15 protein-coding genes are annotated in these 15,157 nt (G+C 50.9%); 4 read left to right on the top strand and 11 right to left on the bottom strand.

Annotated elements, in window-relative coordinates; translation table 11 throughout:
• The first annotated feature begins 26 nt into the window (after positions 1 to 26).
• On the top strand, positions 27 to 989 hold the full coding sequence (ybiB, locus tag BEG40_RS08530; RefSeq protein WP_000386503.1) for a DNA-binding protein YbiB: 963 nt from the start codon (positions 27 to 29) through the stop codon (positions 987 to 989).
• Between the two features lie 140 nt (positions 990 to 1,129).
• Positions 1,130 to 2,215 (top strand): malate/lactate/ureidoglycolate dehydrogenase, encoded by a 1,086-nt coding sequence (locus BEG40_RS08525; RefSeq protein ID WP_105285232.1) that lies wholly within the window; start codon positions 1,130 to 1,132, stop codon positions 2,213 to 2,215.
• Between the two features lie 152 nt (positions 2,216 to 2,367).
• Here BEG40_RS08525 and ybiJ read toward each other — a convergent pair whose 3' ends face one another.
• From ybiJ to mcbA, 5 genes are all read right to left on the bottom strand, one after another.
• A complete protein-coding gene (ybiJ, locus tag BEG40_RS08520) occupies positions 2,368 to 2,628 on the bottom strand; it encodes a DUF1471 family protein YbiJ (protein WP_000849307.1) in 261 nt (86 codons plus the stop codon).
• Positions 2,629 to 2,892: 264 nt separating this feature from the next.
• On the bottom strand, positions 2,893 to 3,159 hold the full coding sequence (gene ybiI / locus BEG40_RS08515; protein ID WP_000146361.1) for a C4-type zinc finger protein YbiI: 267 nt from the start codon (positions 3,157 to 3,159) through the stop codon (positions 2,893 to 2,895).
• Positions 3,160 to 3,232: 73 nt separating this feature from the next.
• Positions 3,233 to 3,910, bottom strand: a complete 678-nt coding sequence (gene ybiX / locus BEG40_RS08510) for a PKHD-type hydroxylase YbiX (protein ID WP_000990156.1) — start codon at positions 3,908 to 3,910, stop codon at positions 3,233 to 3,235.
• A 212-nt stretch (positions 3,911 to 4,122) separates the two neighbouring features.
• Positions 4,123 to 6,405, bottom strand: a complete 2,283-nt coding sequence (locus BEG40_RS08505) for a catecholate siderophore receptor Fiu (protein ID WP_105285231.1) — start codon at positions 6,403 to 6,405, stop codon at positions 4,123 to 4,125.
• Positions 6,406 to 6,669: 264 nt separating this feature from the next.
• Positions 6,670 to 6,930, bottom strand: coding sequence for a DUF1471 family periplasmic protein McbA (mcbA, locus tag BEG40_RS21730; protein WP_010351222.1), 261 nt, complete (start codon positions 6,928 to 6,930; stop codon positions 6,670 to 6,672).
• Positions 6,931 to 7,205: 275 nt separating this feature from the next.
• On the opposite strand from mcbA, the gene rlmF reads away from it, so the two are divergent.
• On the top strand, positions 7,206 to 8,132 hold the full coding sequence (rlmF, locus tag BEG40_RS08495) for a 23S rRNA (adenine(1618)-N(6))-methyltransferase RlmF (protein ID WP_198600205.1): 927 nt from the start codon (positions 7,206 to 7,208) through the stop codon (positions 8,130 to 8,132).
• On the opposite strand, the gene ybiO is transcribed toward rlmF, so the two are convergent.
• The 6 genes from ybiO to rhtA all read right to left on the bottom strand — a co-directional run bounded on the left by ybiO (position 8,129) and on the right by rhtA (position 14,820).
• On the bottom strand, positions 8,129 to 10,348 hold the full coding sequence (gene ybiO, locus BEG40_RS08490; protein WP_105285228.1) for a mechanosensitive channel protein: 2,220 nt from the start codon (positions 10,346 to 10,348) through the stop codon (positions 8,129 to 8,131). The genes rlmF and ybiO overlap by 4 nt on opposite strands.
• Positions 10,349 to 10,464: 116 nt before the next feature.
• Entirely contained in the window at positions 10,465 to 11,187 is a 723-nt protein-coding gene (gene glnQ, locus BEG40_RS08485; protein WP_000569080.1) for a glutamine ABC transporter ATP-binding protein GlnQ, read from the bottom strand.
• Positions 11,184 to 11,843: a glutamine ABC transporter permease GlnP gene (glnP, locus tag BEG40_RS08480; protein ID WP_001159053.1), complete on the bottom strand. Its 660-nt coding sequence runs from the start codon at positions 11,841 to 11,843 to the stop codon at positions 11,184 to 11,186. The genes glnQ and glnP overlap by 4 nt, the downstream gene beginning before the upstream one ends.
• Before the next feature lie 137 nt (positions 11,844 to 11,980).
• On the bottom strand, positions 11,981 to 12,727 hold the full coding sequence (gene glnH / locus BEG40_RS08475) for a glutamine ABC transporter substrate-binding protein GlnH (protein WP_000843874.1): 747 nt from the start codon (positions 12,725 to 12,727) through the stop codon (positions 11,981 to 11,983).
• 403 nt (positions 12,728 to 13,130) lie between these two features.
• Complete coding sequence (dps, locus tag BEG40_RS08465) at positions 13,131 to 13,634, bottom strand: DNA starvation/stationary phase protection protein Dps (RefSeq protein WP_000100800.1); 504 nt, start codon at positions 13,632 to 13,634, stop codon at positions 13,131 to 13,133.
• A 298-nt stretch (positions 13,635 to 13,932) separates the two neighbouring features.
• On the bottom strand, positions 13,933 to 14,820 hold the full coding sequence (gene rhtA, locus BEG40_RS08460) for a threonine/homoserine exporter RhtA (protein ID WP_010351217.1): 888 nt from the start codon (positions 14,818 to 14,820) through the stop codon (positions 13,933 to 13,935).
• A 233-nt stretch (positions 14,821 to 15,053) separates the two neighbouring features.
• On the opposite strand from rhtA, the gene BEG40_RS21725 reads away from it, so the two are divergent.
• Complete coding sequence (locus BEG40_RS21725; protein WP_123056750.1) at positions 15,054 to 15,119, top strand: hypothetical protein; 66 nt, start codon at positions 15,054 to 15,056, stop codon at positions 15,117 to 15,119.
• The last annotated feature ends 38 nt before the right edge of the window (positions 15,120 to 15,157 follow it).

Below are 15,157 nucleotides of genomic sequence, written 5' to 3'. Positions count from 1 at the left end.
GATGTGAGTCAGGTAAGGAGTCGTAAATGGACTATCGCAAAATCATTAAAGAGATCGGGCGCGGGAAAAACCACGCACGCGATCTGGACCAGGATACGGCGCGCGGTCTGTATGCCCATATGCTCAATGGCGAAGTGCCTGACCTTGAGTTGGGTGGCATATTGATTGCACTGCGTATCAAAGGGGAAGGGGAAGCAGAGATGCTCGGCTTTTACGAAGCCATGCAAAATCACACCATCAAGCTGACGCCCCCCGTCGGCAAGCCGATGCCGATTGTCATCCCCAGTTACAACGGCGCGCGTAAACAGGCCAACCTGACACCGTTGCTGGCGATTCTGCTGCATAAACTCGGTTTTCCGGTGGTCGTTCACGGCGTTAGTGAAGATCCGACTCGCGTGCTGACCGAAACCATTTTTCAACTGATGGGGATTGCGCCAACGCTACATGCCGGACAAGCACAGGCGAAGCTTGACGAGCACCAGCCGGTATTTATGCCCGTAGGCGCGTTTTGCCCGCCGCTGGAAAAACAACTGGCGATGCGCTGGCGGATGGGCGTGCGCAACAGTGCGCATACCCTGGCGAAACTGGCGACACCGTTTGCCGAAGGTGAGGCACTGCGTCTTTCCAGCGTCTCGCATCCGGAATACATCGGGCGAGTCGCGAAGTTCTTTCGCGATATCGGCGGACGGGCGCTGTTAATGCACGGCACTGAAGGCGAAGTCTATGCTAATCCGCAACGCTGCCCGCAAATAAATCTTATTGACCGCGAAGGGATGCGGGTGCTGTATGAAAAACAGGACACTGCTGGCAACGAGCTACTGCCACAAGCAAAAGACCCGGAAACCACGGCGAAGTGGATTGAACGTTGCCTGGCTGGCAGCGAACCAATTCCCGAGTCATTGAACATCCAGATGGCTTGCTGTCTGGCGGCGGCGGGCGAAGTGGCAACCATTAGCGATGGTCTGGCGCGCATTAAGCAATCATTTTAATTTCTTCCTCAGCCGGATGATGAGTGTCATCCGGTCTTTACTCCACTGCACCATGAAAGTGCAGCATCTTTATTGACCTTCCCGTGTGCGGCGCGCAGCATAAAAAAACAACAGGCATATAACATAAACAGGAGTTAACCATGGAAAGTGGTCATCGCTTTCATGCCCGGACGCTGCACAACTTTGTCCTGACTGTGTTTCGTCAGATGGGTAGCGAGGAACAGGAAGCAAAATTAGTAGCAGATCATTTAATCGCAGCAAATCTGGCAGGGCATGATTCACATGGTATTGGCATGATCCCGAATTATGTGCGTTCCTGGCAGCAGGGCTATTTGCAGATCAACCATCACGCCAAAATTGTCAAAGATGCGGGGGTTGTGGTCACGCTTGATGGCGATCGCGCATGTGGTCAGGTAGCTGCATATGAGGCCATGACTCTGGGGATTGAAAAAGCACGTCACCACGGTATTGCTGCCGTGGCGCTGCGTAACTCACATCATATCGGGCGCATTGGTTATTGGGCGGAACAGTGCGCGGCGGCGGGGTTTGTCTCTATCCACTTTGTCAGTGTGGTAGGGAGCAAGGCTGTTGCGCCGTTCCGTGGTCGTGACAGTCGCTTTGGCACCAATCCGTTTTGCGTTGTTTTCCCACGTAAAGATGACTTCCCGCTGTTGCTCGATTACGCCACCAGCACCATTGCGTTTGGTAAAGCGCGTGTGGCCTGGCATAAAGGCGTGCCCGTACCACCTGGTTGCCTGATCGACGTTAACGGTGTGCCAACGACCGATCCGGCAGTAATGCTGGAGTCACCGTTAGGAGCGTTGTTGGCTTTTGCTGAACATAAAGGTTACGCCCTGGCGGTGATGTGCGAAATTCTCGGTGGTGCGCTTTCTGGTGGTAAAACCACTTATCAGGAAACATTGCAGCACAGCCCGGATGCCGGTTTTAACTGCATGACGAGCATTATCATTAACCCGGAGCTGTTCGGTGCGCCAGATTGTGCAGCGCAGTCCGAAGCCTTTGCCGAGTGGGTGAAAGCCTCGCCGCATGATGACGATAAACCGATTTTGCTGCCGGGAGAGTGGGAAGTGAATATGCGCCGTGAACGGCAGGAGATGGGGATTCCACTGGATGCCGGGAGCTGGCAGGCAATTTGTGACGCCGCGCGGCAGATTGGTATATCAGAAGAGACGTTGCAGGCTTTCAGCCAGCAGTCAGCCAGCTAAAAAAAGCCCGTCCAGTGACGGACGGGCAAACAAGGGTAACATAGGATCAATGAGGGTTGGAGCACATGCGTCTGTCGGCAAACAGACAGGGAAATTCAGAACCTGATAGCTTCTTGCCGGATGCGGCGTAAACGCTTTATCCGGTCTGCGAATTACTTATAGATAACCGCTGTGCCGCTTAATTTATTGTTGTTGGTGGCGGATGTGATGCTGTATCCACTGGCGCCAGCCGCCGCCGCTTTTTCAGCCAGTTTCGCTTCCAGGGCATCGAGGGTGGATGCGCCATCGGCAGAAACTACGCCAATTTTATTCATGCTTTGTGCCTGGGATGCCGTGACCGGCTCCGCCGCGAACACGCCAAATGACAGAGTTGAAAGAGCCATAGCAGCAACAACAGTATTGATAGTTTTCATAATTAATCTCTCGCAGGTGATTTTTGTTTAAGTGACGTTGTTTCGTCGATGTGATGAGTATCACGTTTTTTTACGAGAGATAAAATCGAAGAGAATTGACCGCCTTGTTCAAATAAATTGATTGATATCTAACATGTTGATAATCCATTCATTTATCGTATGTATGAACCAATTTTGTAACATGTGGCAGTTACGGCTGCGTTAAAGGCACGGAATGCCACGAAAAACGCAAATCATACTATCTACACATCATGCTAGTTGCAGTTAACGTAACTGGCTGTCTTTCGAACCTCTGCGATTATATCCTGTATAATCCGGTTTTTGTAAATCTTTCTCCTGCTGACAGTGAATGCATAAGCGCACGCCAGGAATGGCTTCCCGACGAGCCTGCGGGATGGGGGCGCCGCACTCTTCACATTCATACAGGCTTTCACCACGCGGAATTTCACCCCTGGCGCGGGCAATCGCATCTTCAATTGTACTGTTGATCTGTTCGTTGACGGCGTCATCGTTAGCCCAACCGGATGCCATATCGTCCTCCCCATATCAATGCTTGTACAGTTAAGTGTAGCTAATATAGGGGCGAACCTGGGCAGTTCAAGCGTCAGATCTCCGACCATTCCCGCAGCAGATTATGATAAAGATTGAGTAGCGACAGGATCTCTTCTCCTTCACCGTAGCGGTTTTTGAGTGACTGAATATTGTTGTCCAGCTCGAACAGCATGGCGCGCTTTTTATCGTCGCGGATCATTGATTGTATCCACATAAATGACGCCACCCGCACGCCGTGCGTTACGGGGGTTACACAGTGCAGGCTGCTGGAGGGATACAACACCAGATCGCCTGCCGGAAGTTTTACCCGATGTTGCCCGAAGGTGTCATTGACGACCAGTTCGCCGCCTTCGTAACTTTGTGGATCGCTCAAAAACAGCGTGGCGGAAAGATCGGTGCGCATCCAGCCGTTTTGCGGATGACTGCGTACCGCGCCATCCACATGAAAACCATAGGTTTCATTATTCTGATAGCGATTAAACAGCGGCGTGGAAATGGTACGCGGCAAGGCAGCGGCAAAGAACAGTGCATGTTGGTTAACCGCGTTCAGCACTTCATTTTGTAATGCGGCATATAACGCGCTGCGGGTGTCTACCTGTTGATTATTCTTGACCTGCGCGCCTTGTGCGCCGGTGGTGACACGTCCATCAATCCATTCGGCTTGTTCCAGTTGGGCACGAAACCGGGCGACGTCCTGTGGCGATAACACACCGGGAATGTGGTACATCATATAGGTTCTCCAAAAAGTGGGGCTGAGCATCACACCGATTGTTGATAGAGTGCACTTAACTCATGCCGGATGCGGCGTGAACGCCTTGTCCGGCCTACAAAATGATGTGAATTCAATGCATTGCACGAATTTCGCAGGCCTGATAAGCGTAGCGCATCAGGCAGTTCTGTTCTCGCCATCAATCTTAGTGCGCCCTGCACCCCACATCTGAATCAGAAATGCATATTGGCGGTGAGCAGGAAAGTTCTTGGCTCACCCGGGTGATAACGGTAGCCGCTCTTGTTGATTGAGGCGACGTAATCGGTATCGAACAGGTTGTAGACATTTAACTGGAAGTCGAGATTGCGATTAACCCGATAACCCAGTTTGGCATCGGCGACCCAATAACCTTCGGTAAACGCTGGCGTTCCCACCGCGCCGTCTGAACCTTTACGCATACTGCCGATATAGCGAGCGCCTGCACCAACGGAGATATCATCGGTTGCCTGATATTGGCTCCATAGGGTAAAGGCGTGTTCCGGCGTATACGGCAGTGATGAGGAACCATCCTGAGCAACGTCAGCGCCGTTTTTGATAGTCGCTTTTTGCTGGGTGTAACCGCCAATCACTTGCCAGGCCGGAGTGATATTCCCGGCAACGGAAATCTCATAGCCTTCGACGCGTTTCTTACCGTATTGTGAGTAAGTCCCGTCATCATTTTGCTCAACTTCATTTTCGATATCAGTACGGAACAGCGCGGCAGTGAGTAGCAGGCGTTTATCCAGCACCTGCCATTTGGTGCCAATCTCACTGGTTTTGGCTTTTTGCGGTTTAAAGTCGGTACGGCTGGCACTGTTACCGCTGCCAGATTGCGCAAGGGCGAAATTACTGCCACCTGGTGGTTGTTGGGAAACGGCATAGTTCACGTAGACATTGCCATTGTCTGTCAGGTGGTACAGCGCCCCGGCTTTCCAGTTCACCAGATTGCCAGATTTAGCGGTGTCGACAGTGGTGACCGGAGAACCTTTCGCCACGCCAGTAGGGCAGGTAACTGCGCCGCGTCCACTGCCGCCGCAGGCGGTAGCACTGTCGTATTCAGTATGATAATTGTCCAGCCGAATTCCGCCGTTCAGCTCAAAATCACGGGTGATTTGCAGCGTATCGAAGGCATAAATTGCAAAGGTATCCGTCTGACCATTGGCATTTGCGCCGTTGCGCGTCAGGCCACCGGGATGAATGCTGCTGTCAGGATGATAAATATTCACCGCCGGTAACGTCACCGGATTAACGCCGTAGTTGGTTTGCGTTTCGCGGGTAAATTCCACGCCGGTACTGATATCATGACCGATAGAGCCGGTATAGAACGTCGAGGTCAGGTTGGTCTGGTTGGTGAGAATTTTATTACTCACATCTTTGGTATTCGCAGTGCGTGACCACGTCCAGCTATTCACATCGCTGGTGGGCTGGGTAATATTCGACGCCCCGCCCATAATTGCCGTCATCAGGTAATCCTGCTTCACGCGCGACCAACGCGTAGTATTGCGAATAGTTGTGTTATCGCTGATGTCGTGCTCAAAACGCATGGTGGCAGTATCGGTGGTCGAATCGTCGTAATCGGAATCCGTACCATAAAAGTTATGCGTATCAACTTTTCCGGAATGATTCAGCGCCGCCGTACCCGCAGAAGGTGCGGAATAGCCCGGTAAACCAATGGTCGGAATGCCGCCGTCTGGCGTATTGTGCTGGGTAACGTGTAAATAGTTGAGATACAAACGATTCGACGTACCGAGACCAAATGTCACGGAAGGGGCGACGCCGTAACGCTCGTTTTTGACTTTATCGCGCCCGGCATCGTGCGTTTTTTCGCCCATCATATTCAGACGTACAGCTGTGGTATCGCCAATGACCTGATTAACATCCAGCGTGCCGCGACGGAACCAGGCGCTACCAATACTGGCGGAGGCGTCAATACCTGAATCATTGCGCGGTTGTTTGCTGATCATATTGATCGAACCCGTCGGCGCACTACGCCCGTAGTCGGTGCCGGATGGGCCTTTAATCACTTCGACCTGTTCGGTATTGAAGGTGTCGCGCGAGACGCTGCCAATATCGCGAATGCCATCAATATAAATGCTGTTAGAGGTATCGGCGCCGCGCATATAAATGGCGTCACCAGTGGTGGAGTTACCGTTCTCACCAGCAAAAAACGCACCCACGCCGGGGACGTTTTTAAGCGCGTCGGTAAGGTTGGTTGCGCCCTGATCTTTAATCACTTGTTCCGAAATCACCGTCATCGTGCGGGTTGTATCCGCTACCGGACGCGAGAATTTCGGGTCGGCAGATTGTTGTGGTGCATAAAGCGAAGGCGTTGATGCTTCGACAACCAGCGTGTCATCCGCGTTAGTTTGCCCTTCGGTGGCCAGTGCCTGTGCCACAGGCGTGATACCGATACAAAGACCGGCAAAGAACGTGAGCGAATGAAATTGTCTGGCTGGGAAATTGCGATTGTTTTCCATTTTGCAGGTGACTTTTTCTTATATGTTAAAATTTTCACTGTCACGAGAAAGCATCTCTGCGGATGCGATGCCACTGTTAATCCCGTAAAAGCGATCGTGCAAGTGATAATAATTTTGATAAGCATTATCACTTGGCGCGATTTTCTATCACCCATTGCGCGAAAAAGAAATACATTTATTTACATTATGTTCATATTTGATGTTTTTTGGTTACAAAATGGGCGAAAACTGCATCCAGAGGCGAATGCAGTTACGTTGGTGGGGTTATTTGTAGATGGTTGCAGTACCGAACATCTGGTCATTTCCGCCTGCGGAATTAATGACATAACCTTTCGCGCCTTGTTCGCGCGCTTTTTCTGCCAGTTTATCCTCCAGATCGCTTAGGTTAGATGCGCCGGTCGCCGAAACGGTTCCGGCTGGTCGTAGTTGACCGCTGTCCTGGCTACTCAGTGGCTGCGCGGCATAAGCCGTGAAGGTGATTCCGCTCAGGACGGTGGCAATCAGTAGTGCGAGGCACTTTTTCATAATGACATCCTCATAAATACAACGAGTAGTGCCTGATAAGTGTAGGTCTCCTGTGTGATGAAAATGACGCAAAAAATTGACAGACATGCGCTTATTTTTTGAACAATATATTTTTACAAAACAAGACAAATCAATGACATGCAGCGTGCTGATTTTTATGATGAATTGATGAAAAATGCAGTCGGGTTAAGGTTTTGAAGCATGTTAAACGCAGCCAGATATTTACCCTGCTGCGTTATGCGGGTATCTTACGCCGCTGCTTAAAGGAGAATGCTATGTCCGCCCAGAAACCGGGGTTACACCCGCGCAATCGTCATCACAGTCGCTACGATCTCGTCACGCTTTGTCAGGTGAATCCTGAACTGGCTCAATTCCTTACGCTTACCCCTGCCGGTGAGCAAAGCGTTGACTTCGCCAATCCGCTGGCAGTGAAGGCGCTCAACAAGGCGCTGTTGGCACATTTTTATGCTGTGGCGAGCTGGGATATCCCTGACGGTTTTCTCTGCCCACCGGTGCCGGGTCGGGCAGATTATATTCATCATCTTGCTGATTTACTGGCTGAGGCAAGCGGAACAATTCCAGCCAATGCCAGCATTCTGGATATCGGTGTTGGTGCAAATTGTATTTATCCGCTGATTGGTGTGCATGAATATGGCTGGCGTTTTACTGGTACAGAAACTAACAGCCAGGCATTAAGCAGCGCGCAGGCGATCATCAGCGCCAATCCGGGTCTTAACCGCGCTATCCGCCTGCGTCGGCAAAAGGATACCGGCGCCATTTTTAACGGCATCATCCACAAAAACGAGCAATACGACGCAACCTTGTGCAACCCACCGTTCCATGACTCCGCAGCAGCAGCGCGTGCTGGCAGCGAGCGCAAACGGCGTAACCTGGGGCTGGACAGAGATAACGCGCTGAACTTTGGCGGTCAGCAACAGGAGTTGTGGTGTGAAGGCGGCGAAGTGGCCTTTATCAAAAAGATGATTGAAGAGAGTAAAGGCTTCGCGAAGCAGGTGATGTGGTTTACCTCGCTGGTATCTCGTGGCGAAAACTTACCGCCGTTGTATCGTGCTCTGACGGATGTTGGCGCGGTGAAAGTGGCCAAAAAAGAGATGGCCCAGGGGCAAAAACAGAGTCGCTTTATTGCCTGGACCTTTATGAACGACGAACAGCGCCGTCGTTTTGTCAATCGCCAGCGTTAAAGCGTAGGCTCCCCCGATGGCAGTGGTGCTACCGGGGGCGTTCCCGGCAGCACCTGATAAGTTTGCACCGGCGCACGAACACCAGCCTGGTCGAAATGTTTTTTCACCTGGCTGTCGAGGGCAAATCTCACCGTCCACTGTTTGAGCGGCAGCGTGGTAAACGAAACACGCAGCGTAAACGCGGTATTGCTTAAGCCGACAATACCGGCAAAGTTCGGTTCACCAATAATCAGCCCGCGAATTTCTTCATTTTCCATCACCGCCGCTACGGCATCCTTCAGCGCCTGATTGGCTTTATCGGCATCCTCATGCCGATCGACATCATAGTTTGCTACCACCGAACCAATGCCACGGACGAAGTTAGCAAAGGTGGTTATCGAAGACCACGGAATGATGTGATACGCACCGGTATCCTGACGCACGCCCACGGAGCGAATCGACATCCGTTCCACCGTGCCGGTCAACGGCCCGATGGTAACCAAATCTCCAGTGTTCATACCGTTTTCAAACTGAATGAACACGCCGGTAATAATATCTTTCACCAGCGTTTGCGAACCAAACGAGATAGCCAGACCTAATGCCCCGGCACCTGCCAGCAGCGGCGCGATATTGACGCCGATTTCCGACAACACAATCATGATGGTGATGGTACTGATAATCACCGCCAGCGCGTTGCGAAACAGTGTCAGCAGGGTACGCGTGCGGGCGCTAGGCAGCGGGCGACCGTGAATATCCGAAGCCAGCCGGTTTTCGATCAAACTGGCGAGCACCGTCCAGCCAACCGCCGAGAAGAAAAGGATGAGTGCGATACGGATCAGGATATCCACGGTTTTCTGTCCCGCGCCGTTTTGCAGCCAGTTCCAGAAATCGAACAGCCCCCAGGCGCTGAGCAGCAACATTACCGCCACGCACACCGTCAGAATACGTGCCGTTTTCAGTGCTGCTGATAGCCAGCCGTTCAGCCGTTTTTGCAGCTCCGGATAGTTACGCTGAGTATGTGGCGAGAGAGTGATGGTCTTCGCCAGCCAGCGGGAAAACATACCGGAAACAAACGCCGCGATACCAATAATCGCCAGACTGCGCACCGTTGCGCCCATCATAAATTTCAGGCTGTTTCCCGGATCAAACAACGAAAAGAAAAACAGCACAATAAAATAGGCGCTTGCCAGCCAGTGCCACACCAGCGCAAAGGCGCGGATAAACAGGCTGAAGAATGCCAGCGAGTGCTCCGCGAAGTTGAGCAAATGCTGGGTAATCTCTTTTTTATTACGAAAGATCAGATACAGCGCCCAGACGGTCATGCACAGCATGATTATCACGTTTGCCAGCGCCCCGATTTGCACATTCACCTGATTAGAGATAATCGGCACTGCCACAATCAGTCCATAACCAATCAGACTGCTTAACCAGCTAAGACGGCGGCACCAGTAGCGGGCGCTTTCATCCTGAATATTGAACGGGCGCAGCTCTGCCACGTTCGGGCAGAAAATCAGGCGTAAAACAGCTTTGAAAAATTCAATCAGAGCGAAAGCATTGAGAAACAGGCTTTGTTGAAAAGCGATGGTTTTGCTACCGGCGTTGAGGTTGTCGCTTAGTACCTGGCCGACAAATAACGTCAGAGCCAGCAACAGCAAATCGATAATAAACGCCCCGATGATCATCGCCGGAAGCTGTAACCAGTTGCTGCGCTCACGGTTTTTTTGCCGCGCCCACTGACCCATTTTGCGATACAGCGGCAGCGCGCACAGGCGAATCAGCCAGTAAAAACCAAACACCAGCACCGCGAGCATTGAAAAATGGGTCAGCGCGTTGTTGAAGGTTTGCGGGTTAAAGGGTTTATGCGGGGAGCCAGTGATATTGCGGTAAAGTTGCCCGAAGCGGGCGGAAAGGGCTTCACCATAATGGCGGCTGATTTCAGTCACCTTTTGCAGCACGGTTTGCTCTTCAACCAGCGTCGGCGGCACGATTTTCGGTACGGGGTCTGCGGGGGGCGTGGCGGCAACGGTGCGTAGCTGGTCGATCAACTCTTTGCGCGAGGTGTCATTATCCAGCACGTCCGCCAGTGCGCCATAGGCCGCTTTTTTTTGTTCGATATCCGGTTCCTGAGCCGGTTCAGAGCCTGAATCTGTTGTTGCTGTGGTGGTAACGCCGGGTATGGACACCGCGTGGGCAGGTGCGCCCAGCAGGCAGATGAGGATGAACAGAATCCACCGCATGACTCCTCCAGTGAGAAAACAGAGCAAAAAGATAAGTATAGATGCTGGGGGAGGGGCGATTTGAAATGAGAGGAATCTGGTGTGCCTCCCTTTCAGGGGAAAGGGAGGCTGAGAAGTTAAGAGACGTGCTGTAAAAATTCCTGCAAACGCTGGCTCGGCGGGTTCTTGATCAACACCTGAGGATCGCCATCTTCCGCAATCCGGCCTTTATCAATAAAGATCAGACGTGAAGCCACTTTCTCAGCAAAACCGATTTCGTGGGTCACAATCACCATCGTCATGCCTTCTTCTGCCAGATCCTGCATAACCTTCAGCACTTCATGGCGCAGTTCCGGGTCAAGAGCGGAAGTCGGTTCATCGAACAGCATCATTTTCGGTTTTACCGCCAGCGCACGGGCAATCGCCACACGCTGTTGCTGACCACCAGAAAGTTCGGAAGGGTAGTGATGTGCGCGTTCTGCCAGACCGACCTTCGCCAGCAGCTCACGTGCCAGTTTTTCCGCCTCTTCTTTGTTTGCTCCACGCACGCGTAGCGGACCAAACATCACGTTTTCCAGCGCCGTCAGGTGCGGGAAGAGGTAAAATTGCTGGAACACCATGCCCGCTTCCTGGCGAATCAGACGCTCGTCAACTTTCGGATCGTTAACCTTCAGACCATCGACAATCAGATCGCCAGAGGTAATTTCTTCCAGTTTGTTGATGCAGCGCAGCAGGGTTGATTTACCGGAACCTGACGGCCCGATAATCACCACCACTTCGCCCTGGGCAATGTTCAAATCGATATTGTGCAGCACCTGGGTAGGGCCAAAATGCTTGGAGACGTTTTTAAATTCAATCACAGGATTTTCATCCTTCTTTCCAGACGACGCAGAATAAAGCTCAGCACCAGGGTAATAATCAGATAGAACACCGCCACGGCGCTCCAGATCTCAAGGGCGCGGAAGTTACCGGCAATAATTTCTTGCCCCTGACGGGTCAGTTCCGCCACGCCGATAACAATAAACAGCGAGGTGTCTTTAATGCTGATGATCCACTGGTTGCCCAGCGGCGGCAGCATACGGCGCAGTGCCAGAGGTAAAATGACGTAGCGAATGGTTTCCCAACGTGAAAGACCAAGTGCCAGCCCGGCTTCACGGAAACCTTTGTGGATTGACAGCACTGCACCACGCGTGATTTCCGCAATGTATGCGCCGGAGTTGATCATGATGGTGACCACCGCCGCAGTAAACGGGTCGATGCGTAAGTCGTTAAACGCCATCGGCAGGGCGAAGTAGATAAACATCACCTGGACGACGATAGGTGTGCCGCGAATCACTTCAATAAAGACTAACGCGACGTGGTTGGCTATCCAACCGCCAAAGGTGCGTGCAAAACCTGCCGCCAGTCCGATCACCAGGCCGCCAGCCAGACCGAGGATCGAAATCCACAGGGTCATTTTGGCGCCTTCAATCAGAAGCGGAATGGCAGGCCAGATGGCACTCCAGTCAAACTGCATATGTTGTTCCTGTTACCGTGGTGTAAATAATCAAATTCAGGGTAATTAATGGCGTTGGAGCAGGCCTGTGCCCTCACCCTAATCCTCTCCCCAGAGGGGAGAGGGGACTGTCCGTGCGCTTTACAGGCGTGGTGTTATTATTTCGGTTCTGTACCGAACCATTTTTTGTAGATTTCGTTGTAAGTTCCGTTTTCGCGCAGGGTTTTCAACGCGCCGTTGACTTTATCACGCAGCTCGTCGCTACCTTTCGGGAAAGCAATACCGTATTGCTGTGCTTCCAGAGAGTCACCCACCGCTTTGAACTGGCCGTTACCGGCGGTTTTGATGAAGTAAAGAATGTTTGGTGTATCGTGCAGGACGGCGTCTGCGCGGTTAGTACCCAGTTCCATATAGGCGTTATCGATGTTCGGGAACTGTCGCAGATCTTTGGTTTTGATGTTCGTCTTCGCGTAATCAACGGAGCCAGTGCCGCTCTTCACAGCAACCACTTTACCGTCGAGATCTTTCACGCTTTTCACATCGTTGTTGTTCGCTTTCACCATCACTAACAGACCGCTTTTGTAGTAGCCGTCAGAGAAATCGATCGCTTTTTTACGCTCGTCGGTGATAGTGATGCCCGCCAGCGCCAGATCGACGTTTTTGGTTTGCAGCGCCGGAATGATACCGCTGAAATCCATCGGTTTCAGTTCGTAATCCAGCTTCAGTTCTTTGGCGATTGCCGCCCACAGATCGACATCAAAGCCCACGTATTTGTCGCCCTGTTTAAATTCAAACGGAACGAAAGCGGTATCTGTCGCGACAACTAATTTTTTATCTGCGGCATGGGAAGAAACCGCAAAAGCCAGGGTCAGTGCTGCCAGTGAAACTTTTAATACAGACTTCATAGCATTTCCTTTTTTCTATCCACGGGACGATCCCCTGCGTAACATTTACCTATATGAAAAAATCGTGCCAGTTTTGCAACTCGTTGATTTTTCGAGAGGCGATGAAAACGGATTGCACGATTTATGAGGCAACACCGTTAGATTGCACCATTATGGGGCGCCAAAGTGGTGCGCTAAAATAGTGCAGTCAACACAGTGATTATTTAGCGTAAATCCTGATGAAAAAACAATCTTTATGTAACGATTGTGTGATGATGTTGATACAGAAAGTTTACTTTGTCAGGCTGGAAGGGCAGTTGGATGCACTAAAAAAGTGCGTAGAGACTGGGCATTAAAAAAAACGGCTCCCTTTCAGGAAGCCGCTTTTATTGCCTGCTAACGTTTTGAACCATCAGCGGCGGTGTTATTCGATGTTAGATTCGATAAACCACAGGAATTTATCCAGGTCGCGGGAGGCGGCGGTCAGGATATCTGCAGTATCATCATCTTTTGCTTCACCGATGGCTTTACGTACATCATTGGCGACAATTGCATAACGATCCGCCAGCTCTTTCAGGTGATCCTGAACGTTGTGGATGTCCAGCGGGTAGCTTTTCAGCGGTGTTTTGCTATTGATAACTTGAGTGGTGCCAAGGGCAACGCCGCCCAGTTGTACCGCGCGTTCAGCCATGGTATCCAGATGATCGATCAGAGCGGTACGGAAGCCATCCAGCATTTCATGTACGGCAATGAAGTTAGCGCCGCGCATATTCCAGTGTGCCTGTTTGGTAATCAACGAAAGATCAATAAACTGGATAACCTGACGATTCAGCAACTCTACTGTCGCTTTTTTCTCGCTGTCAGAGACATCGTTGCGGGTATAAAGCAGATTGGTCGCTTTTGATTTAACTAATTTAGCGGTACTCATAATTTCATATCCTCTTGATGTTATGTCCCAGTAATTAACGAGACTAAGTATAGCACCGGCTATGTGTTCCGCTATTCTGGCTGTTCCTATCACACTAATAGTGGTAACAAGCGTGAAAGATAAAACCGACGAAAATACAGTGGCTTATATATTCAAATAAGAACGATTCTTATTTATTTGTTCACCAGGAATTTTCGGAATAAATATGCTTTTGTGTAGTCAGATATATAAGGATGTGGCAGGTGAAAATTAGCGAAATATTCTGCATGGTTATGCATAACCATGCAGAATTGTAAATTTAATTAATATCTATTTCTTCTATTTTGCTCTCTTTGCGTGCTGTCAGCGTGGAGCCCATTGAAGCCGCGATGATAGCGCCGAGCGCCAGAATCTGTATTGGCGTCAGCATCTCACCGAGGAAAATCATCCCGGAAATGGCAGCCAGTGCCGGTTCCATGCTCATCAGCGTACCAAATGTCCGCGTCGGCAAACGGGTGAGGGCAATCATCTCCAGCGAGTAGGGCAGAGCGGTCGAGAGAATTGCGACAGCTAAACCTAATGGAACAACCGACCAATGCCAGAGAGCCTCTCCAGCCTGTAACGCGCCGATTGGCACGAAAATTAATGCCGCAATCAGCGAACCGATCGCCACCGTCGCAGGGCCGTGTTCAGCACCGGCACGTTGCCCACTTAATATGTAGATAGCCCAACAAGCACCGGCACCGAGCGCCAGCGCACAGCCGGTTAAATCGACATGGGAAACATCTTGCCCCAGCGGCAGCAGGAACCACAGACCGAGCACTGCCAGCAAAACCCAAACGAAATCTACCGGGCGACGAGAGGAGAACAGTGCCACCGCCAGTGGCCCGGTGAACTCCAGCGCAACTGCAATTCCCAGAGGTACAGTCTGAATAGAGAGATAAAAGAGATAGTTCATCCCACCCAGAGATACACCGTAAAACAACAGCGGTAACCGTTGTTCTCTGGCAAAACGCAGCCGCCACGGTTTAAAGAAAGCGACAAGAATCAATGTTCCCAGCGCAAGGCGCAGTGCAGTCACTCCAGGCGCGCCAACCAGTGGAAAAAGTGATTTTGCTAATGAAGCCCCACCCTGAATAGACGCCATGGCAACGAGCAATATGACTATTGGTAACCAGACCGGCATTTTACGTAATGACCCTGGCATCCTTTCTCCCATAAAGTTGTATAGCAAGGTAAAACGTGGAGTGTACTGGATGTACCAGTGGCTGGTTGAGCATTTGTTGAAAATTTTTTCCCCGTTTTGGCTAAAATGCGCCAGGATTGATGGATTCATCAGTTTGCTGATTAAGAATAATCTGGATGAGAGAGTGTGAATATATGCGTAATACTTACGCTGTTCACAGAAAAAGTGATTTAAATTTAGATGGATAGCGGTGAATGGAAACGTTCTGTTACACGAAATGGCCCGTTAGACATCACAAATCGCGAAGAGTTTCCCATTAATTTTTGATATATTTAAAACTTAGGACTTATTTGAATCA

Source organism: Escherichia sp. MOD1-EC5495 (genome assembly GCF_002965965.1).
Lineage (GTDB): Bacteria > Pseudomonadota > Gammaproteobacteria > Enterobacterales > Enterobacteriaceae > Escherichia > Escherichia ruysiae.
This window is presented reverse-complemented; position numbering and strand designations above follow the sequence as displayed.